The following is a 20,072-nucleotide window of genomic DNA, read 5'->3' as shown; positions in this document are numbered from 1 at the left end:
CGGTGGTAGGCTCCCGCTCATGAGATTGCGCAGGTGGGCGGTTGGAGCCTTTTGCTTATCGACGCTCACGCTAACCTCCTGCACACCCCCTCCCCCATATGCCGAATCCATCGGGGAGACGGGGGCAGAAACCCAAACTCGCTCCTTCGGCAAAAGCGTCGAGGTGGTCACGCGTGATGTGCGCTATGGGGTGCCGGTGGTGTGGAACGTGGACGTCGCAAAGCCAAAGCTCAAAGCCGCAACCCCCACCTTCCCCGAGGTGTTGTGCTTTGCGGTGACCATGACGCCTCAGGAAATCGGCGACTACCCAGTGGACGTCACGGTGGCAGTGCCGGAATTTAGCGCCGTGGCTGGTGACCTAGAGGCGAACTATCTTGACGACGCCTCCATCTGCGGCCCCCAAACCCCACCCCACGGCTACACCGGCGAGCTAGAGGTGGGCACCCCGTTTGAGTTTTATGTGGCCAGCTGGGACGGCCTATACGGCATTCCAGCGACCGGAGTCCGCCTGCGCACGGCGACGCAGACGGTGACCTGGGAGTAACTGCCGGAGTAGCTTGCGGCTACAGGATGTCGCCCGGGTGGTACTCGGCGGCCTCCGGGTGGGCGTCCACAACCTGCTGGATACGCGCCAACACGCGATCCACCTGGGACTCCGCCGCGCCGATGAATGCGTGGCGGTCCGCCAGCGCCGCCTCCAGGTCCTCCTGAGTCAGCGGCAGACGCTCGTCCTTAGCCAGGCGCTCCACCAAGTTCTGCTCCGCGCCACGCTCACGCATATCCAGCGCCATAGCAACCGCGTTTTCCTTGATGACCTCGTGGGCGGTCTCGCGGCCAACGCCCGCGCGGACACTGGCCATCAGGATGCGGGTGGTTGCTAGGAACGGCAGGTAGCGGTCCAGCTCGCGGCCAATCATCGCCGGGAATGCGCCGAACTCATCGAGCACGGTGAGCATGGTCTCCAACTGGCCGTCGATGGCAAAGAAGGCATCCGGCAGCGCCACGCGGCGCACCACGGAGCAGAACACGTCGCCCTCATTCCACTGCTGGCCAGCCAAGTCAGCCACCATGGTGAGGTATCCGCGCAGGATCACCTGGAAACCACCAACACGCTCGCAGGAACGGGCGTTCATCTTGTGCGGCATCGCGGAAGAACCAACCTGGCCTTCCTTGAAGCCCTCGGTTACCGTCTCATTGCCGGCCATCAGGCGGATCGTGGTGGCCAGGCTCGACGGTCCAGCGCCCAACTGCACCAGCGCAGAGACCACGTCAAAGTCCAAGGAACGCGGGTAGACCTGGCCCACCGAATCAAAGACACGCTCAAAGCCCAAACCCTCAGCAATGCCCTGCTCAAGCTGGGCCAGCTTCGCCTCATCCCCACCCAAAAGATCCAGCATGTCCTGGGCGGTACCCATCGGGCCCTTAATGCCACGCAGGGCGTAGCGGCCCAGAAGCTCCTCAATGCGCTCAATGGCCACCAGAATCTCATCAGCCGCGGACGCGAAGCGCTTGCCCAGCGTCGTGGCTTGCGCCGCCACGTTATGGGAACGGCCAGCCATAACCAACGACTTGTACTCGCCTGCACGGTTGCCCACTGCCTTCAGCAGCGCCACCGCCTTATCACGCGTCAGCTCCAGTGAGCGGTACAGCTGCAGCTGCTCCACGTTCTCCGTCAGATCGCGCGAGGTCATCCCCTTGTGGATCTCCTCGAAACCGGCCAGCGCATTGAACTCCTCAATACGCGCCTTCACGTCATGGCGGGTGATCTTCTCACGAGCCGCAATGGAATCCAGATCCACCTGGTCAATCACGCGCTCATACGCCTCGATCGCACCCTCGGCGACCTCCACACCCAAAGCTTCCTGCGCGCGAAGCACAGCAATCCACAGCTGACGCTCCAGAATGATCTTGTGCTCAGGCGCCCACAGCGTCGCCATTTCCGGCGAGGCGTAGCGGTTACTCAAAACATTGGCGTTATTCGGTTTCACGGCACTCACTTTAGGGTGATCCTTCCATCAATAGCGGGACGAGCAATGTCACGACGGTAATGCGCACCATCCAGGTTGATCGCGTCAATAACCTCGTAGGCGTTGGCAACAGCGGCCTCAAGCGTCTCGCCCTGGCCTAGGGCGTTGAGCACGCGACCACCCGTGGCCACCAGCTGGCCGTCAGCATCCCTGCCGGTACCTGCGTGCAGCACGCGGGTTGGGTCATCCAGGCCCTCGCCAGTGATCACGCCGCCAGTTTTCGGCTGCGCCGGGTAGCCCTGCGCCGCCAACACCACAGTCGCGGCGTAGCCGGGCTTCCATTGCAGGGATGGGAGTTCACGCAGACGTCCACAAGCAACTGCCCAAAGCGGCTCCAACAACGGGGTCTCCAGCAAGCTGAGCACCGGCTGGGTCTCCGGATCACCGAAACGAGCATTGAACTCCACTACCGACGGCCCCTCGGCACCCCACGCCGCACCCACATAAAGCAGGCCGCTATACGGGATGCCGCGCTTGACCATCTCGGCCGCAACCGGCTTAGCAACCTCATCAACGATGCGCTCCACCCCGCCTTCCGGCAGCCACGGCAGCGGGCAGTACGCGCCCATGCCACCGGTATTCGGGCCTTCATCGTTGTCATAAGCACGCTTATGATCCTGCGCAGGCAGAAGCGGCACAACCGTCTCACCATCCACCAGGCAGAACAGACTGACCTCCGGGCCGTCCAAGAAAGACTCCATCAGCACCGGGTTGCCCGCGCCAATCACCGCCTGCGCGTGGGCCTTCGCCTCCTCGCGATCATGCGTCACCACAACGCCCTTGCCACCAGCAAGACCATCGTCCTTAACCACGTAAGGCGCGCCAAACGCATCAAGCGCGGCATCAATCTCATCCTCCACCGTCACACGACGCGCCTGCGCAGTACGCACACCAGCCGCCGCCATGACGTCCTTTGCAAACGCCTTCGACCCCTCAAGCTGAGCCGCCTGTTTCGTCGGCCCAAAGGCAGGAATTCCCGCCGCCACCAGAGCGTCTACCGCCCCGGCAACCAGCGGGATCTCTGGACCGATAACTACCAATTCAGCGTTGATCTCTTTCGCCAACGCCACGATGTCCTCTGGGTTTTTCACGTCAACGTCACGAACCGTGGCTAAAGACGCCATCCCGGCGTTGCCCGGCGCGACAGTAAGTTCAACGGAACTGTCTTTGGCTAAACCTGCAAGCAGGGCGTGTTCACGGCCGCCCGAACCGATGACAAGGATGCGCATACAGACAAATTTACAGGTAGCTTGGGCAAGCATGAGCACCGTATTCAGCAAGATCATTGCCGGCGAGATTCCCGGCCGCTTTGTTTACCGCGACGAGACCGTCGTCGCCTTCCTCACCATCGAGCCGATTGCGTACGGCCACACGCTGGTCGTGCCGGTTGAAGAGGTGGATAAGTGGACCGACCTCTCCCCGGAGGTTTGGGCTCACCTTAACGACGTCGCGCAGAAAGTCGGCCAAGCCGTCCTCGAAGTATGCGGCAGTGAGCGCGCTGGCTACCTGATTGCCGGCTTTGAGGTCCCCCACACCCACATCCACGTCTTCCCCGCCAATGACATGAGCGGCTACAACCTCGCTAACGTCATGGCCGCAGACACCACGGACCCCGCCAAGATGGACGAGGTTGCCGAAGCACTGAGGCAGGCAATTGCTAAGCAGGCTTAGGCAGTCTTAGGCCGGCTTAGCAGCTGGCATTGGCAGCGAAATAGTAAACGTTGAACCCTCGCCCGGCGCGGTTTTCACGCTGATCGTGCCGTCGTGCTGCTCTATCAGTGACTTGGTAATGGCAAGGCCCAGACCTGAGCCGCCGCCGGTGCCGCGGGTGCGCGAGGTGTCCGCGCGGTAGAAGCGGTCAAAGATGTGAGCTGCATCCTTCGGATCCATGCCGATGCCGTTGTCTGCAATATCTATAGACACCCGGTCCAGGTACTCCCTGAGCGTCACGGTGACTTCTGCGTCTGGGCCGGCGTGCTTAAACGCGTTGGTGATCAGGTTGGTCAACACCTGGTAGAGACGGTCCGGATCGCCGTTGACCACGGGCGGGCGGCTGCAATCGTGGTTGATACGCAGCACACGATCCGGAAACGCCGCGCCCAGCGAGCTTGCCACCGAGGCGGTCAGCTCCAGCATGTCCACCTCACGCTTGTTCAGGCGCGCTCCCTCTGCGCGGGTGAGCGCCAACAGGTCTTCCACCAGCAGCTGCATGCGGGCGGATTCCTCGTCGATCTTGCGGATCACCATGTCCGCGTCCGGCGCCATACCCTTGTTGTACAGCTCTGCGAACCCGCGCACGCTGGTCAGCGGGGTGCGCAGCTCATGCGACGCATCACCGACGAAGCGGCGCATCTGCTCCTCTTTCGCTTCTGCTTCCTTCACGGATTCCTGCAGCTGCGACACCATGGTGTTCATGGCGTAAGAGAGCTTGCCAACCTCAGTCTCACGGGACCAGCGGGGGACGCGGCGTGACTGCTCGCCTGCTGCAATCGCCAGTGCGGTGGATTCGACCACCCGCAACGGCTTCAGCGCCCGATCCACCTGGCTGCGAGCCACATAGACAATGCCCAACATGGCCAACGCACCAATCGCGGTCTCAGCAATTGCAAGCGCTGTCAGCGTTCTGCGCTCCTGGTCCAACTTCTTGGCCACGAACTTCACAGTGCCGTCCGGCTCCTGGCGTTTCATGGCACGCCATTGCCGGTTGAAGTCTGCGCCGTCTTGGGAGCCAATGGTCTGCCCCTTGTTGAAGCTGCGCAGCTGCGTGTAGTCCGGCGGCGTCGCACTATAGGCCGGCTCCCACAAATGTGTGTAGCCAGGAAACAGCATCCCCTGGTGGAAATCACTCGGCGCGCCATAGGACGGCAGCCATGCGGTTTGGCCGACCCAGGTATCCAAACCGTCTTCGAGCTGATCGTCCGCACGCTGGTACAGCAGCGAACGCATCAGCAGGTAGACCGTGACAAAGCTGAGCAGCATCGCCAGCAAGGACACGGCCACAACCACCGTCACCAGCTTCTTCTGAAGCGGAGTGTTTTGGCCGTAAGACTTGGAAAGAATCATTGATTGCGTCGTGGCGTGTTACTGGCGCGGGGTGCGCAGCACGTAGCCCACACCACGCACGGTGTGGATCAGCTGCTGTTCGCCTTGGTCTACTTTGCGACGCAAGTACGAAATATACGACTCCACCACATTGCCATCGCCACCGAAGTCGTAGTGCCACACGTTGTCCAAAATCTTCGCCTTGGACACCACAACCTCCGCATTCAGCATGAGGTAGCGCAGCAAGTTGAATTCAGTCGGGGAAAGATCCACGATCTTGCCCGCCTTGGTCACCTCATGCGTCTCATCGTTGAGCGTCAGGTCCGCATAACGCAGGGTGCCGTCGCCCTTCTCATCCTCCATCACGTTTCCGCGACGCAAAATCACACGCAGGCGAGTAATAACCTCCTCCAAGGAGAACGGCTTGGTCACATAGTCATCCGCACCAATGGTCAGGCCGTGGATACGATCCTCCACGGCGTCCTTCGCGGTGAGGAATAGCACCGGCGCATCCAACCCCTCAGCGCGCAGTGTGGTCAAGAGCTCGAAGCCATCCATCCCCGGCATCATCACGTCCAGGATGTACGCATCCGGCTTAAAGGAACGCGCCAACTCAAGCGCCTCCTGACCTGACGTCACACTCTCAACCTCAAAGCCCTGAAATTTCAGGGACACAGTCAAAAGCTCAACAATGTTCGGCTCATCATCAACAACAAGCACCTTTACAGCCGGATTCTCAGCCATGTGTGGGGTCATCTCCTCTTTGTTTCTGCTTGGGTTCGCGTTTGGGTTTTGTTTGGGTAACTGCTCAAACGCGTATCTCACAGATATCTAACACCCACAGACTGTACGTTTCCTGAACGTTTACTGCATGCGCAACAGGAAGTTCCGCGATGTTCAGTTGGAGTGCTCAACCCCCAGCACCCCCAACGACCCCACCCCAAACACACCCGCCCCAAAAAAAGAAATGGAGCTGGAGACGAGACTTGAACTCGCAACCTACGGTTTACAAGACCGTTGCGCTACCGATTGCGCCACTCCAGCAATGGGAGACAGCCTACAGAACGAAACCGGAAATTGTTACATCGGCTAGGGTTTGACGGGTGAAATCAATGTGGGACATGCTGCGCGGCTCGCGGCAACGCGTGGCCACAATTGACGCTGCACGAACTTCTCCGCCGCCGAGTGTGCTGGCACCTGTCGTCCTGACGGATCCGACGCAGGTCGCTGCTGTGATGACTATCGCGGCCCGCATCGGGGAGATTCTGATTGCAAACGGCACGACGTCCTCGGACGCGATTGCCCAGATCCGTACCGTGACCTCCTCGTATGGCCTTCACTACTGCCACGTGGATATTACGGTGAATACGATCACGATGAATACGGTGATCGTCGGTAAGGAGAAGCGAACCCCGGTCACCGTCTTCCGTGTGGTGACCATGATGAGTGAGAACTACCACAAGCTGCAGGAAGCTGACCGGCTAATCCGCTCCATCCGTGCCGGCGCGACGCGGCCCGAGATGGCCGAGAAGATCTTGGACGACATTGATCACTCGCCCATCCCATACCGCAACACCCGCTTCCTCGCTGGCTGGTTTGTCATGGGCGCGGCCGTTGCCATCCTGCTTGGCGGCGACTGGCTGATGTCACTGATCGGCGGCATCACCGCGTTTCTGATCATGGGGTTCAACAAAATCCTGTCCAGAAACTCGCTGCCATACTTCTTCCACTGCGTCATCGGCGGCTTCCTAGCCACCATCCCCGCGGCGGTGTTTTATGACTTCTCGGCGCACATCGGCCACACCATCGTGCCCAGCCAGGTCATCGCCTCGGGCATCGTGGTGTTGCTTGCTGGTTTGACGCTGGTGCAGTCGCTTCTCGACGGCATAACGGGCTCCCCCGTCACCGCCTCCGCCCGCTTCTTCCAAACAGTCCTTTTCACCGGGGGCATTGTCGCCGGCGTGGCCATGGGGCTCTACTTTTCAAATCTGGTGGGCGTGAGCCTGCCGCCAATTGAGACGATGCTGGGCAAGCCGTCTTTGGATTCCGTGGTGTGGCGCATCCTCGGTGGCGCCACGGCAGCCGGCGCGTTTGCCGTGACCTGCTTCGCGGAAAAACCCGCGGTATTTTTGTCATTCCTCACCGCGGGCGCAGGTTCCGCAATGTACTACCTGTTCCTGCTGCCGCTTGGCACTGGGCGTTTCATTGCAACCACTGCCTGCGCCATCGTCATCGGCCTCGCCGGCGGTTTGATTGCTCGCCGCTACCTGATCAGCCCGGTGATCACCGCGGTTGCCGGTGTGACCCCATTCTTGCCGGGCTCAGGCATCTACCGCGGCATGTACGCGGTGATGAACGAGCAAATGGTTGTCGGCCTGACTAACATCTTCATGGCAATCGCCACCTGCATGGCTCTGGCCGGCGGTGTAGTCTTCGGCGAATGGATCGCCCGCAGGCTGCGCGCACCGCAAACTTATCTGCCATATCGTGCACTGAAGCGCGTTGGGCGGATGACCTTCGGTAGCATGGCCGGAGTATCTCGTAAACGTCCAAGGAGGAATCCCTAGTGCCACCGAAGATCACGGACTCGCGACCCGCACCCGATGCTGTTCTTGAGATGGAGGAGCAGACCGCAGCAGGCGCACGTCGGATCGTGGCCACCTACGCGGAGGACTTCTTCGACGGCGTGACCCTCATGTCCATGCTTGGCGTGGAGCCGAAGGGTTTTGTGTACAAGCGCTACGCAGAGCAGCTTGAAGCGGAAGCGGCCGAGGCCGAGGCAGCAAAACCTGCCAAGAAGACCACGAAGAAGGCTGCAAAGAAGGCCGCGAAGAAGTCCGCCAAGAAGACGACGAAGAAGACCACCAAGAAGACTGCGAAGAAGGCCGCTAAGAAGGCGACCAAGAAGACCACCAAGAAGACGGTGAAGAAGGCAGCCAAGAAGGCTGCAAAGAAGACGACGACTACTGAGTAGTCATGGCGCGTGCGCTTTACGCCCTTGCGGCTGCCGCGGCGCTCACGCTGAGCGCATGCGGCGCCAAGGAGGACATCTGGCAGGTTACTGCGGTCTACACCGATCCTTCGGTCCCGGGTGACCTGCCGCCGGACGCCCACGGCTCCGCCAACTTCTCCCTGTCCGGCAACACAGTGCACGGCACCACCCCCTGCGCTCTCGTCACCGCCCAGGTCACGCTGGAAGATGAGCAGTTGACCATCGATAGCATCGACATGCGGCCACGCACCGACGTCGACTGCATCGGCGGCCGCCTCTACACACACGAGCAGCTCGCTTCCCTTTTGGAGCCTGGTTTGCTTTTCGACGTCAACGTCCACCCCAACTCCCGCCTCTCCCTAGTGAAAGTCGACCCGGACGTTGTGGACGCCCCCATCATCACCCTGCGCAAGCTCTAACGCTGGGTCTTTCACGCTCGGTCACTCAGCGCGTGGGGGTGTGATGGTAGCGCCGGGGACGAATTCGGTGTCCAGAAGCACGCGGGTAGAAATCCCAGTAGAACTCGGCGAACCTCCTGCGAGGAGATCGCTGAGAAGGGTGGCGGTGGTGGTGCCTTTGAGGTGGTTGGGTTGACGTACCGTCGATAAGCTGCGAAGCTCTGCTGCCTCAATGCCATCGAACCCGGTGACTGAGAGATCATGGGGCACGCGGTCACCGTAGGCAGCGAGGACGCCGAGCGCCATGGAATCCGTGGTGCACAACACTGCGGTGAGGTCCGGGTGGCGGGCGAGCAGTTCGCGGGCACCATCGGCGGCGGAGTCAATGTCGTTGAGGTGGCGGGTGACCACGGGGACGTTGCCCAGCACGGCGCGTGCTCCTTCGACGCGGGCGCGCTGTACCTCCAGGTCTGCCAGAGTAACGTCAGCAACCTCCCCGTTGAACGGAGTGGAGAACATGCGCTTAGCCAAAATGCCCACGCGCGTGTGCCCGGCAGCCTTCAGCGCATGGGCTGCGGACTGGATCGCCGTGTAGTCATCAATGCCAACAAACGGGGCGTCGACCTGTTTCGGCTGGTCACACACAACAAGTGGCAGGCCGCGGGCGATGGCTTGCTGCAGCTGGGGGTCGTGTTCGGGAACGGAGTAGACCACGATGCCGTCCACAATCGCATCGTGCACGCTCGCACACGCGGGGATCAGGGTCAGCGAGTAGTTCTTGATGGAAGACAACCCGGCGAGGAAATCCACAGAGGCGCGATCTTCGAAGGCGAAGCTGAGCTCTTCTGTCAGCACAACCCCAACGGCCCCAGTCTTTTGGGTGCGCAAGGAACGCGCCATGGGGTCGGGGCCTGCGTAGCCTTGGGCTTTCGCGGCGGCCAGGATTCGTTCGCGCAGCGCCTCTGAAAGCTGGTCTGGGTTGTTGAAGGCGTTGGACACTGTGGTGCGTGAAACGCCTAGTTCTGCGGCCAGTGAAGCAAGAGACGGCATGCAGCCGATAGTATCGCGTGCCATGCGGCATTCCATGGACTACGGCGGGCTTGAGCGCACTTGGATTCAAATCGACGGCGACCCGGGCACGGCGATCATGTTTTTGCACGGTTCGCGCCAGTCGGCGTCGGTGGTGCGTAACTTTACTAACCGCCAGTTCGAGGGCCTCGGCCCGACGGTGGTGTACCCGGATGGCTACCACCATCATTTCAACGATCTTCGGGTCGGGTTTCAGGAGCGTGTCCGCCGCGACAACATCGATGACGTGGGTTTTCTCACCGCGCTGGCTGGCCGCTTCGACCGGGTTATCGCCTGCGGTTTTTCCAACGGTGGGCAGATGGTGCTCAGGCTTCTGTGGGAGTCACCAATCACCTTCGAGGCAGCAGCGTTATTTGGGGCTTCTTTGCCTATCGACGCCAACGTCATCGAACTCTCCGCCCCCTTCACCCCCACCCCGCTGCTGATTGTCCAGGGCACCGAGGACCCGCTCGTGCCTTACCAGGGCGGTATGTCTGGCATTGGCAACGCGAATCGCGGGGAGACAATGTCCGCCATGGATTCCGCAAGGCGCCTGGCGCGCTACAACGGTGCCGAAACGCAGCACACCCACACACAGCATGACGGGTACACGGAAGACACCTGGAACGCCCCGGGCGCCCAGCCGGTGAGGTTGGTGTCGGTGGCGGGGGTGGGGCATCTCGTGCCCGTCGATAAGCAACTAGACCCTCGGTTGGGACCGGGGACCGACAAGGTGACCGGGGCGCAGCTGCTTACGCGTTTCCTCGACGCTGCCGGGCAAACTCACTGAGCACCACGCCGGCGGCAACGGAGGCGTTGAGGGATTCAACCCACGGCGCCATAGGCACGGACATGATCACGTCACAATTCTCACGCACCAGGCGCGAGATGCCCTTACCCTCGCTGCCAACCACGATGACCACGGGGTCCGTGCCGCCGTCGAACGTATCCAGGGTGTGCTCCCCGCCTGCGTCAAGGCCCACGACCATGTAGCCGTTGTCCTTGAACTGCTTGATGGTGCGCGTCAGGTTCGTCTCACGCGCCACCGGAAGGCGCGCCGCAGTACCGGCAGAGGTACGCCACGCAACACCCGTGACCTGCGCGGAGCGACGCTCCGGGATCACCACACCGTGGCCACCAAACGCCGCCGTGGAACGAATCACAGCACCCAGGTTGCGCGGGTCCGTGATGTTGTCGAGCACGACGAACATGCCGGTCTCGCCACGCTCCTTCACGTTAGCGATCAGGTCGAAGACGTCCGCATACTTGTACGGCTGAATCTTCAGGCCCACGCCCTGGTGCATGCCGTTGCCGGTCATGTCATCTAACTGCTGGCGCGGCACCTCATGCACCGGGATGCCACGGGAGTTTGCCAAGGTCACAGCTTCGCTCAGACGGTCATCGTGGCCGGTGCCAAACGCCACGTAGAGGGCCTCTGCAGGCACCTTGGCGTGCAGGCACTCCACCACCGGGTTGCGGCCAACCACCAGGTCAGCCTGCTCCTTTTCGTGACGACCCTGATTCCGACGCTGCTGCTCCAACTTCCGCTTGTGCGCCGCGTGGTACACGCGGTCCTCCGCCTTCGGCGTGGCACCTTTGCCGCGCAGCCCGCGGCGGATCTGCCCGCCAGAGCCTTTTGTTGCGCCCTTCTTGTTTTTCTTCTGCTTATCGGGGCGGCCGTACGGTTTCGCCATTTACTTCATCTCCCATTTCGGTCCCTCGGGGGTGTCCGTGACCTCGATGCCAGCCGCTGCCAGCCTGTCACGCACTGCGTCCGCCTCGGCCCAGTCCTTATTCGCGCGCGCCGTTGCACGTCGCTCAAGCTCTGCGCCCACCAGCACGTCGAGCGCCTTGGTGCTGTCACCCGCAGCGTCTTCACGCCACTGGCCTGGGTCAATGCCCAGCACTGCCGCCATCGCACGCACCTGCGCCGCCGCGGCGGTGACCGCCTCAGCGTCTTTTGCTTTGTTGCCTTCGCGCACGGTGTTGTGGATCTCCGCCAGCGCGCGCGGCACCGCGAAATCATCGCACATCGCGGCTTCAAACGCATCGGTCCAGGTTGTCGGCTCAGGGTAGCCTGCTCGCTTCACAAACTCCTCAATGCGGTTGTAGCCCGCGGCCGCCTCCTGGAGCGCCTCCGGCGAATACTCCAGCACACTGCGGTAGTGCGCGGAGCCCAGGTAGTAGCGCAGCTCCACCGGGCGCACCGGCATGGCGTCCAGCGAGAGCACGTTGCCCAAAGACTTGGACATTTTCTCGCCTGCCATGGTCACCCAGTGGTTGTGCATCCAGAAGTTGGCAAAGCCATCGCCCGCCGCGTGCGACTGGGCCTGCTCGTTCTCGTGGTGCGGGAACTGCAGGTCAAGCCCGCCGCCGTGGATGTCAAACTCCGGACCCAGGTACCAGGTGGACATCGCTGAGCACTCCAAGTGCCAGCCGGGCCGCCCGTCGCCCCAGGGGGTTGGCCAGTGCGGCTCGCCCGGCTTGGCTGCTTTCCACAGGGCGAAGTCCAGGGCATTTTGCTTATCGACGCCCCCCTCACCCCTCAAATCCTCCACCCTATTACCGGAAACCGAACCGTAGTCCCCGCCAGCCTCGACCCAGGCGTTGACGTCGAAATAGACCGAACCCTTGGAGGCATAGGCAAAGCCCTTGTCAATCAAGCGCTGCATGTAATCGACCATCTGCGTCACATGCCCGGTGGCGCGCGGCTCCGTACTCGGCGGCATCACGCCAAGCGCGTTATAGGCGCGGGTGAACTCGCGCTCATAGGTGGACACCCACTCCCACCAGGGCCGGTTGTTTTCGGCGGCTTTGTTCAAAATCTTGTCATCAATATCGGTGACGTTGCGGACAAACGCCACGTCATAGCCGTTGGCCAAAAACCAGCGGCGCACGATGTCAAACGCCACACTAGAGCGCAAATGCCCAATATGGGGGGCCGATTGCGGGGTGGCTCCGCACACGTACATGGAGACGTGGCCGGGCTTGAGCGGCTCAAAATCTCGAAGCGTTTTGGTGGCAGTGTCAAAAATCTTTTGTTGCACGTTTCTTACCCTACTTTGACCAGCGCCGTCGCAATCGCAGCGCGCCCCTCACCGGAGCCAGTAAAACCCATGTGGTCCGTAGTGGTCGCGGAAACCGACACCGGCGCACCCAACGCCTCACTCAACACCTGCTGGCACTCCTCGCGCACCGCCGACATCTTGGGGGTCTGCGCGATCAGTTGGGCGGAGGCGTTGATGATGGTGACGCCTTTGGCGTCGCAAAGCAACTTGAGCTCCTGCAACAACTGCACACCGCGCACACCGTCATACTCCGGACGACCGACGCCAACAAACGAGCCAAGGTCGCCCAAGCCTGCGGCCGAAAGCACCGCGTCCACGATGGCGTGGCTGACAACGTCGCCATCAGAATGGCCCTCACAGCCGTCCTGATCAGCGTGAAGAATGCCGGCGATCCAGCAGTCCTTGCCCGGCTGGATCTGGTGGGCATCAAAAGCAGTACCAACGCGGAAGGCGGAAAGCGGGTTCGGGGTCTGGGAAGATTCCATGACCCCCGATCCTAGTTGGCGTGGACGACCACCTTCGCCGGGTCATGGTTGAACAGGGAGCGCATCCCGCCGAAGGGGTGCAGCGTGTTCGCCCGGGCGAACCCGCGCGGAGAGACCCACACCGGTGCCCCGCCGCGCATCTCGATGTGGCCACGGCGAACCACATGCACGTCATCGTCATTGACGCGATTGTGATACCGGCACAACGGCGCCAAGTTGTTCACGTTGGTCTCGCCACCGTTCTTCCACGCTTCAATGTGGTGGATCTCGCACTGGTCCGCGCCACGGCGGCAGTCCGGGCTGGTGCAGATCGGCTGCGTGGCCCGCGCCATGTCGCGCTGCTTCGCGTTGGCGAACCGCTCCAGACGGTACTGGTTCACCGCGCCTTCCGTCGGGTGGAAGGCCACCGCCTCCAATTCGTTGTCCCGGTTGGCGGTGTGGCTGGTGAGGAAGTCGGCGCCGGTCATGGTGGTGCCATCAGTAAGCCCGAGCACAACGTCATCGCCCTCGCCACGGATAATGCGCACCCACTCTGGCAACGGGATGAGCAACTGCGGCCGCGGAACAGCATGCGGCACTCCCCCGCCGCTGCGTATAAGCGCAAGGAAATGCTCAAGTAATTGCTCCGCAAGAGGCAAATCTGGGTCCACCTTCTGCAACAACGCGTGCTCCAAGTCGGCGACATCACGCTCATCTGCCCAGAACATCACCCGACGCCGACCATGACGCGACGCCGAAATAGTCATCTTCTTCTCCGGCGCCTTGTCCACACTGGGCAGAATCTTCCTGACCAGCGCGAGCAGAGCCTTGTACGTACCGCGCACGGAGAGCATAGTCAGCCGAAGCTTGTTGCGCGTCCGGTTATTCTTAATCTGCTTGAGCTTTTTCTCAATGTGTATAAGTTTGTCCAGGCTCACCCCCTGCACACGAGCCTTCTCCCGCGCCTGTCGTTGCTTCGACGGCGACGTCGTCGGACCGTAATACGCGTCATGCACGAGCTTCCAATTATTCGCAGTTGTCTGCGACATCCCGGCGTCCAACGCGGCTTCGCGGTCAAACCCTTCCAACATTTCTATTGCGCCCCCCGAAAGGGCCTCGATCACATTTTCAAAGTTCATGCCCCAAAGATATTGACCAAAAGTGCCGTTCTACAAGGGTTTTTGAGATTTCCCACAGTTCTCAAATTTATGGAACCGAACAGGGTTTGAGGCAGTCTAAATAAGGATGGGGCTTTATGATTCCGCCTCATCGGTAATGCGCTGTGCCAGCATAAAGTCGACCGGAGTGGTGATCTTGAAGGCCAGCGGGTCGCCCTCAACGGTGGCTACGGGGATGCCGAACCACTCGATCAACGAGGCATCATCAGTAGCCACAAAATCCTGCGCACCCGCAAAGTAGGCCTTGTTCGCCTCGCGCAAGGTGCGCAAGTCAAATCCCTGCGGCGTTTGCACCGCGCGCAGGCGAGCACGATCGGGCGTGGATTCCACGAACCCGTTGTCCACCACCTTGATAGTGTCCGCCACCGGCACAACCGGGATCACGGCTTGAGCACCGTCCTCAACGGCAGCTGCGACACGCGCGATCATCGCCGGCGGTGTCAGTGCGCGGGCGGCGTCGTGGATGAGCACCGTAGCGTCGTCAAGCGGGATGCTCTGCAACGCATTCCACACGGAGTTCGCACGCTCGGCACCGCCGTGGACAAACGTCACATCGTGGCCCTGCAGCAAGCGCGCGGCAAGCGACTCCATCTCCGGAGACACCACAACGTACACAGCATCCACTACCCCCGATTGCGCCATCGCGCTTACAGAGCGCTCAAGCAAACTGCGGCCGCGAAGCTCCACATACGCCTTCGGCAACGCAGCCCCCAGACGAGTGCCCTGGCCGGCCGCCGCCACAATGGCGATAACTGAGGGCTTAGTCCTCATCCTCATCGTCGAAGCTCAGATCATCCAGATCCAGATCCAGATCCTCATCATCCACAGCATTCGGATCCTCGCTAATACCGGCCTTCACCTGCTCCTCGATGATCTTGGCAATGCCGGACTCCATCTCCTCGACCTTCTTCTCATCCACCGGCTCAGCCAGCGCAAGCTCACCCACCAAAATCTGGCGAGCCTTGCCCAACATGCGCTTCTCACCAGCAGACAAACCCTTGCCCTGGTCACGGCGCCACAGGTCACGCACAACCTCCGCAACCTTGTTAATGTCACCCGACGCCAAACGCTCCTGGTTAGCCTTATAACGGCGAGACCAGTTGCCAGCCTCCTCAACGTCGGTTTCACGCAACACCGAAAAAACGCGCTGCAGGCCCTCTTCATTGACCACGTCACGCACGCCGACAAGCTCAGTGTTCTTGATCGGCACACGGACCTCAAGGTCGGACTGAAGGATCTGCAACACCAGGTAGTCGAGGGTTTCCCCGCCGATCTCACGCTGTTCAATATCTGCGATCTTTGCGGCACCATGGTGCGGGTACACCACAACTTCCCCGACCTTGAACTCCATACGTCACTCCTTAGTGGCTCAATTGCCCCACAAGACTACCACTGGGAAAGTTAGAAATAACTGGCAGCGGAGACTAGAGTTAATCCCATTGTCATTGCGTTGGTTATTGTCTTGCGCGAAAGAATATCCAGAAAGATTATGGAGGCACTCCCCGTGAAGTCCTTGAAGCCGGTTGCTGCAATCGCTTGCGCTATGGTCCTGGCTGGCTGCTCTGCAGGTCAGATCACCCAGACCGCCGACCAGGTCGCTGCTGTTGATGGCGCCACCGCATTCACCGAAGACGGCGCAGTGTCCGTCCAGGATGTCACCCTGATCCTCACCGAGGATGGCCAGGCTGCACTGAAGTTTGTGGCAACCAACCAGGACACCTCCATGAAGGACCACACCCTGCAGGCCGTAAGCGTTGCCGGCACCCCGGTCAACCTGGGCGTATCCAAGCCGGTGACCTACAACTGCACCCTGGTCTCTGACTCCGCTGAAGGCCTCAACCGCATCCCGCAATCTGATGACCCGTGCATCCAGTACGTGCCAAACACCGTTGTGAACAAGGACTTCGCGTTCGCTGGCAACGTCCCGGTTTCCTTCACCTTTGACAATTCGACCGTTGAGGTGGACGCGACCGTGTCCGCACCGAACCTGGTGTCCGGCCAGGAAGACCGCGACTTCTCCAAGTAAGCACGCAAAAGGCAAAGTAGAAACACTTGGCCAAAAAGGCGCGGGTAATCCACACCTGCTCTGAATGCGGGTACTCCTCCCCCAAATGGTTGGGGAGGTGCCCCGAATGTGGATCTTGGGGGACGCTGCAGGAGGAAACTCTTGTCAGCACAGGTAGTGCCGCTAAAAGCGGCATCGGGGGTAACGTCAGCGTGACCGCAGGGGCACTGACCCCTGCCACTCCGGCACGCCCAATCACCAAAGTCGCGGCCGACGCCGCACACGCAGTGCCTTCCGGCATCGGTGAGCTTGACCGCGTGCTTGGAAACGGTGTGGTTCCCGGCTCCGTCATTCTGCTTGCCGGTGAGCCCGGCGTGGGTAAGTCCACGTTGTTGTTGGAGGTGGCGTCGAGGTGGGCGTCGATAGGCAAAAAGGCTCTTTATGTCACGGCGGAGGAGTCAGCTGGGCAAGTGCGGGGGCGCGCGGGGCGAACCGGCGCGCTGCAGGACACGCTGTTTCTGGCCGCTGAATCCAACCTGGATACGGTGTTTGGGCACGTCAAAGAGGTCAAACCCAGCCTGCTGATCGTAGATTCGGTGCAGACCATGCACGCATCCGGTGTGGAAGGCGTTGCTGGCGGTGTGGCGCAGTCGCGCGCTGTGACGGCCGCGCTGACCACGCTGGCCAAGACCACGAACCTGCCGGTGCTACTGGTGGGGCATGTGACCAAGGACGGCAACGTGGCCGGCCCGCGCGTGCTTGAGCACCTGGTGGATGTGGTACTGAATTTTGAAGGCGACCGGCAATCCAGCCTGCGCATGCTGCGGGGACTGAAGAACCGTTTCGGCGCAACCGATGAAGTGGGCTGTTTCGAGCAGACCGCCGACGGCATTCGTGAGGTGTCGGACCCATCAGGGCTGTTTCTGAGCCACCGCGGCCAAACACCGGACGGCTCGGCCGTAACCGTGGCCATGGATGGCGTGCGCCCCATGCTGGCTGAGGTGCAGGCATTGACGGTGGATCCGGTGAATAAGTCGCCACGCCGCGTGGTCACGGGCCTAGACGGCAACCGCGTGCCCATGGTGCTTGCAGTGCTGCAGGCGCGCTGCGGGGAGCGCACCAACGATAAAGACGCCTACGTGGCCACCGTGGGTGGAGTGCGCATCACGGAGACTGCCACGGACCTTGCGGTGGCGCTGGCCACGTGGTCCTCGCTGCACGAGAAACCACTGCCGGAAAAGACGGTTGTGGTCGGCGAGGTTGGCCTTGCCGGTGAGCTGCGCCGCGTGCCCAACCTGACTCGTCGTCTGCAGGAGGCGGCGCGTCTGGGCTACACGCGCGCGATCGTGCCCGCCGGTGAGAAGGTGAGTGTGAAAGGGATGCGCGTCCAGCAGGTATCCACGGTGGCCGAGGCGATAGGGTTGCTTGCGTGACACTGCGTGAAATCTTGGCCAAGCTCTCCCCAGGCACCCCGCTTCGCGACGGTTTGGAGCGCATCCAACGCGGCCGCAGCGGCGGCCTCATCGTGCTGGGAGATCCCCCGGAAGTAACCAAGATCTGCGACGGCGGCGTGACCTTCGACGCCCCTTTCTCCCCCACCCTGCTACGCGAGCTTTCCAAAATGGACGGCGCGGTGATCCTGTCCGCTGACGGATCACGGATCACACGCGCGAACGTCCAGCTTGTACCCTCGCCGGAATACGTAACGGTCGAGTCCGGCACCCGCCACCGCGCCGCCGAGCGCACCGCGTTGCAGACCGGCGTGCCCGTGGTCAGCGTATCCGCCTCCATGAACACGGTGACGCTCTATCACGACGGAACCCGCCACCGCTTGAAGGAATCCGCCGTACTGATCGCGCGCGCGAACCAAGCTCTGTCCACCATTGAGCGCTACCGCCAACGCTTAGACATGGCCAACCAGCGCCTGTTCGTTGCAGAGATGAACGGGTACGCCACCGTGGGTGATGTGGTGGGCACGCTGCAGCGCCAGATGATGTTGGAGCGCGCCGCCATGGACCTGGATCTGACCATTGTGGAGCTTGGCTCAGACGCCCGCCAGCTGATCCTGCAACTGACTGAGCTTGAAGGTTCCAACGCCACTGACATTGAGATGTTGGTGCGTGACTACATCGCCGCCGACACGGTGCCAACCGATGAGCAGGTCACCCGCGCCGTGCGCGCCCTCGAGGCACTTCCCGATGCAGAACTGCTCCACTCCTCCGCGCTTGCCCGCCAGCTGGGGCTTCCGGCTTCCGAGGAAAACCTCATGCAGTCTGTCGTGCCGCGTGGCTACCGGGCGCTTTCGCGCGTGCCACGCGTGCAGAAGTTCCTCATGGACCACATCGTTTCCGCCTTCGGCGAACTGCCGACGATTGTCAGCGCCACGCCCGAGGAGCTCGCCAGCGCAGACCACGTCTCCGGCCTGTGGGCGCGCCACATCGCCGAGGGCCTGCGCCGTATTAGCTAACGCCGCATTAGCTAGCGTTTCGCGTTACGCCGTGAAGTTGAACGGCGCGGCGTCCGAAGCATTGTCGCCGATCACCGCGTGCAGGTAGTAAGAGCCCGCCGGTACTGTCTTACGGTCGGTGCATGCGCCCGGCGCGGATGCAGTGCCGGACCAAACGGCCTGGTACGGGCGCTTCTCGCCAGCCGGGAAGGTCTCCTGGCCAACCACGATGGAGGCGTAGCAGTCAGTGTCGCTCCACACGCGGGCGTTGGTGGCCATGTCGTAGACTTCGAAGCGCATGTCGCCGTCGTTAAGGTCGAGCACGCAGTCGGTGTCGGTGGGGTTTTCCACTTCCATGAAGATCTTCGGCGAATCTCCCACCTTGAACGACGGGAACTCTGTTAGCGCTGTAATGCGCAGGTCAGACAGCTCGCAGGAGCCTTTCGCGAGGGGCTCTTCGCTTGCCGACGCCTCCGCGCCCTCCCCCTCCGTCTCCTCCTTGGTTGCCGCAGTCGTGACCCCGGTGGTGGAATCGACATCCTCTGGGGCAGGTACCGTCGGCTCGGTCACAGGTGTGACACTCGGGGTGGAGTCAGTGGTGGACACCGCAGCGTCAGAGCCGTCGCCGGAGCTATTTCCGGACTTTGCAACCGCACTTAAACCCCAGATCACCAGGGCAACAAGCAGCAAAAGAACGACAAGCGCACCGACCCTGCGGCGCACATAGATCTCGTCTGGGAGCGGGCGCTGGTTTGTCATGCCCTCACTCTAGTTCGCGAAATGCTCCCAGACGGTCTCGACGCGGCCGCTGTCAAGCAGGTAGCGAGCCGCCACCACACCCGTCCCCTCTTTGTTAATGGACGGGATGCGTTCCACCAGGTGCTGTGCGGTGATCTTCGCGTGGGTTTCTTCGATCTTCTCGCGGGAGTTCTCGCCCGCCGCACGTGCGGCTAGGACGGACGGCGCGATTTTTTCCATAAACACGCGGGTCAAACCGTGCGGTGCATGCTCCGGGTCCTCCACCGAACCGATCGCGGCACCGATTGCGCCACACGACTCGTGTGTGAGCGCTACGACCAGCGGCACGCCAAGGCCTTCAACGGCGTACTCCACACTCGCCGAAACTGCCGCGTCCACGCAGCCGCCTGCGGTGCGGATGACAAACAGATCCCCGAAGCCGGCATCAAACAGCAGCTCTACGGGCACACGGGAGTCGCTACACGCCACGATCGCCGCGACCGGGTTTTGCCCTTCGACGATCTCTGCGCGACGGCGCGGATCCCTGTGTGGCGTTGTCGCCGAATCTGTAGCGAAGCGCTCGTTGCCTTCCAGAAGGCTGTTCCAAACCTGACGTGGGGAAGAATGTTCCATAGTCACTATTGTT

Annotated in this window: 22 protein-coding genes and 1 tRNA gene; 9 read left to right on the top strand and 14 right to left on the bottom strand. The window is 61.6% G+C overall.

What is annotated here, in order from left to right; genetic code table 11:
* The first annotated feature begins 19 nt into the window (after positions 1-19).
* A complete protein-coding gene (locus tag AK829_RS11845) occupies positions 20-544 on the top strand; it encodes a hypothetical protein (protein ID WP_157045371.1) in 525 nt (174 codons plus the stop codon).
* A 19-nt stretch (positions 545-563) separates the two neighbouring features.
* Here AK829_RS11845 and purB read toward each other — a convergent pair whose 3' ends face one another.
* Positions 564-1,997 (bottom strand): adenylosuccinate lyase, encoded by a 1,434-nt coding sequence (gene purB, locus AK829_RS11840; RefSeq protein ID WP_269745050.1) that lies wholly within the window; start codon positions 1,995-1,997, stop codon positions 564-566.
* Positions 1,994-3,256 (bottom strand): phosphoribosylamine--glycine ligase, encoded by a 1,263-nt coding sequence (purD, locus tag AK829_RS11835; protein ID WP_052206185.1) that lies wholly within the window; start codon positions 3,254-3,256, stop codon positions 1,994-1,996. The genes purB and purD overlap by 4 nt, the downstream gene beginning before the upstream one ends.
* Positions 3,257-3,287: 31 nt before the next feature.
* Here purD and AK829_RS11830 point away from each other — a divergent pair, with 31 nt between their 5' ends.
* Positions 3,288-3,698 carry an HIT family protein gene (locus AK829_RS11830; RefSeq protein ID WP_052206183.1) on the top strand — a complete coding sequence of 137 codons (411 nt, stop codon included), beginning with the start codon at positions 3,288-3,290 and terminating at the stop codon, positions 3,696-3,698.
* A 6-nt stretch (positions 3,699-3,704) separates the two neighbouring features.
* Here AK829_RS11830 and AK829_RS11825 read toward each other — a convergent pair whose 3' ends face one another.
* From AK829_RS11825 to AK829_RS11815, 3 genes are all read right to left on the bottom strand, one after another.
* Positions 3,705-5,090, bottom strand: coding sequence for a sensor histidine kinase (locus tag AK829_RS11825; RefSeq protein ID WP_052206181.1), 1,386 nt, complete (start codon positions 5,088-5,090; stop codon positions 3,705-3,707).
* Between the two features lie 18 nt (positions 5,091-5,108).
* Positions 5,109-5,813, bottom strand: a complete 705-nt coding sequence (locus AK829_RS11820) for a response regulator transcription factor (RefSeq protein ID WP_052206543.1) — start codon at positions 5,811-5,813, stop codon at positions 5,109-5,111.
* Between the two features lie 224 nt (positions 5,814-6,037).
* Positions 6,038-6,113, bottom strand: a tRNA-Thr gene (locus tag AK829_RS11815).
* 68 nt (positions 6,114-6,181) lie between these two features.
* On the opposite strand from AK829_RS11815, the gene thrE reads away from it, so the two are divergent.
* From thrE to AK829_RS11800, 3 genes are read left to right on the top strand one after another with little or no spacing between them, the layout of a single operon-like run.
* Positions 6,182-7,636, top strand: coding sequence for a threonine/serine exporter ThrE (thrE, locus tag AK829_RS11810; RefSeq protein WP_101735051.1), 1,455 nt, complete (start codon positions 6,182-6,184; stop codon positions 7,634-7,636).
* Positions 7,636-8,043 carry a hypothetical protein gene (locus AK829_RS11805; RefSeq protein WP_052206178.1) on the top strand — a complete coding sequence of 136 codons (408 nt, stop codon included), beginning with the start codon at positions 7,636-7,638 and terminating at the stop codon, positions 8,041-8,043. Before thrE ends, AK829_RS11805 begins: the two co-directional genes overlap by 1 nt.
* A gap of 2 nt (positions 8,044-8,045) precedes the next feature.
* Positions 8,046-8,480 (top strand): META domain-containing protein, encoded by a 435-nt coding sequence (locus AK829_RS11800; RefSeq protein WP_052206176.1) that lies wholly within the window; start codon positions 8,046-8,048, stop codon positions 8,478-8,480.
* Between the two features lie 21 nt (positions 8,481-8,501).
* Here the strand turns inward: AK829_RS11800 and AK829_RS11795 are convergent, their stop codons facing one another.
* Complete coding sequence (locus AK829_RS11795) at positions 8,502-9,533, bottom strand: LacI family DNA-binding transcriptional regulator (protein ID WP_052206174.1); 1,032 nt, start codon at positions 9,531-9,533, stop codon at positions 8,502-8,504.
* On the opposite strand from AK829_RS11795, the gene AK829_RS11790 reads away from it, so the two are divergent.
* A complete protein-coding gene (locus tag AK829_RS11790) occupies positions 9,532-10,317 on the top strand; it encodes an alpha/beta hydrolase family esterase (protein ID WP_052206173.1) in 786 nt (261 codons plus the stop codon). The two genes, AK829_RS11795 and AK829_RS11790, sit on opposite strands and share 2 nt — an antisense overlap.
* Here the strand turns inward: AK829_RS11790 and rlmB are convergent.
* The 6 genes from rlmB to AK829_RS11760 all read right to left on the bottom strand — a co-directional run bounded on the left by rlmB (position 10,280) and on the right by AK829_RS11760 (position 15,588).
* Positions 10,280-11,221 carry a 23S rRNA (guanosine(2251)-2'-O)-methyltransferase RlmB gene (rlmB, locus tag AK829_RS11785; protein ID WP_052206171.1) on the bottom strand — a complete coding sequence of 314 codons (942 nt, stop codon included), beginning with the start codon at positions 11,219-11,221 and terminating at the stop codon, positions 10,280-10,282. The genes AK829_RS11790 and rlmB overlap by 38 nt on opposite strands.
* Positions 11,222-12,574, bottom strand: a complete 1,353-nt coding sequence (gene cysS, locus AK829_RS11780; protein ID WP_052206168.1) for a cysteine--tRNA ligase — start codon at positions 12,572-12,574, stop codon at positions 11,222-11,224.
* A 5-nt stretch (positions 12,575-12,579) separates the two neighbouring features.
* Positions 12,580-13,080, bottom strand: coding sequence for a 2-C-methyl-D-erythritol 2,4-cyclodiphosphate synthase (gene ispF, locus AK829_RS11775; RefSeq protein WP_052206167.1), 501 nt, complete (start codon positions 13,078-13,080; stop codon positions 12,580-12,582).
* A gap of 11 nt (positions 13,081-13,091) precedes the next feature.
* Positions 13,092-14,198: an HNH endonuclease signature motif containing protein gene (locus AK829_RS11770; protein ID WP_052206164.1), complete on the bottom strand. Its 1,107-nt coding sequence runs from the start codon at positions 14,196-14,198 to the stop codon at positions 13,092-13,094.
* A gap of 114 nt (positions 14,199-14,312) precedes the next feature.
* Complete coding sequence (gene ispD, locus AK829_RS11765) at positions 14,313-15,008, bottom strand: 2-C-methyl-D-erythritol 4-phosphate cytidylyltransferase (RefSeq protein WP_052206162.1); 696 nt, start codon at positions 15,006-15,008, stop codon at positions 14,313-14,315.
* Positions 14,998-15,588, bottom strand: a complete 591-nt coding sequence (locus AK829_RS11760) for a CarD family transcriptional regulator (RefSeq protein ID WP_052206161.1) — start codon at positions 15,586-15,588, stop codon at positions 14,998-15,000. Before AK829_RS11760 ends, ispD begins: the two co-directional genes overlap by 11 nt.
* Before the next feature lie 153 nt (positions 15,589-15,741).
* Here AK829_RS11760 and AK829_RS11755 point away from each other — a divergent pair, with 153 nt between their 5' ends.
* Genes AK829_RS11755 through disA form a run of 3 tightly spaced genes read left to right on the top strand, consistent with a single transcriptional unit; the run spans position 15,742 to position 18,709 of the window.
* Entirely contained in the window at positions 15,742-16,263 is a 522-nt protein-coding gene (locus AK829_RS11755) for a hypothetical protein (RefSeq protein ID WP_232305745.1), read from the top strand.
* A gap of 26 nt (positions 16,264-16,289) precedes the next feature.
* A complete protein-coding gene (gene radA, locus AK829_RS11750; protein WP_052206157.1) occupies positions 16,290-17,675 on the top strand; it encodes a DNA repair protein RadA in 1,386 nt (461 codons plus the stop codon).
* Positions 17,672-18,709, top strand: a complete 1,038-nt coding sequence (gene disA, locus AK829_RS11745) for a DNA integrity scanning diadenylate cyclase DisA (RefSeq protein WP_198147773.1) — start codon at positions 17,672-17,674, stop codon at positions 18,707-18,709. The genes radA and disA overlap by 4 nt, the downstream gene beginning before the upstream one ends.
* A 24-nt stretch (positions 18,710-18,733) precedes the next feature.
* Here disA and AK829_RS11740 read toward each other — a convergent pair whose 3' ends face one another.
* Both AK829_RS11740 and AK829_RS11735 read right to left on the bottom strand, forming a co-directional pair.
* A complete protein-coding gene (locus AK829_RS11740) occupies positions 18,734-19,447 on the bottom strand; it encodes a hypothetical protein (RefSeq protein WP_052206154.1) in 714 nt (237 codons plus the stop codon).
* Between the two features lie 9 nt (positions 19,448-19,456).
* Complete coding sequence (locus tag AK829_RS11735; RefSeq protein ID WP_052206152.1) at positions 19,457-20,059, bottom strand: carbonic anhydrase; 603 nt, start codon at positions 20,057-20,059, stop codon at positions 19,457-19,459.
* Positions 20,060-20,072: the final 13 nt, after the last annotated feature.

Origin of the sequence: Corynebacterium riegelii (assembly GCF_001263755.1) — a bacterium.
GTDB lineage: Bacteria > Actinomycetota > Actinomycetes > Mycobacteriales > Mycobacteriaceae > Corynebacterium > Corynebacterium riegelii.
The sequence above is the reverse complement of the archived record's forward strand: the minus strand, read 5'-3'. Positions and strand labels throughout refer to the sequence as shown.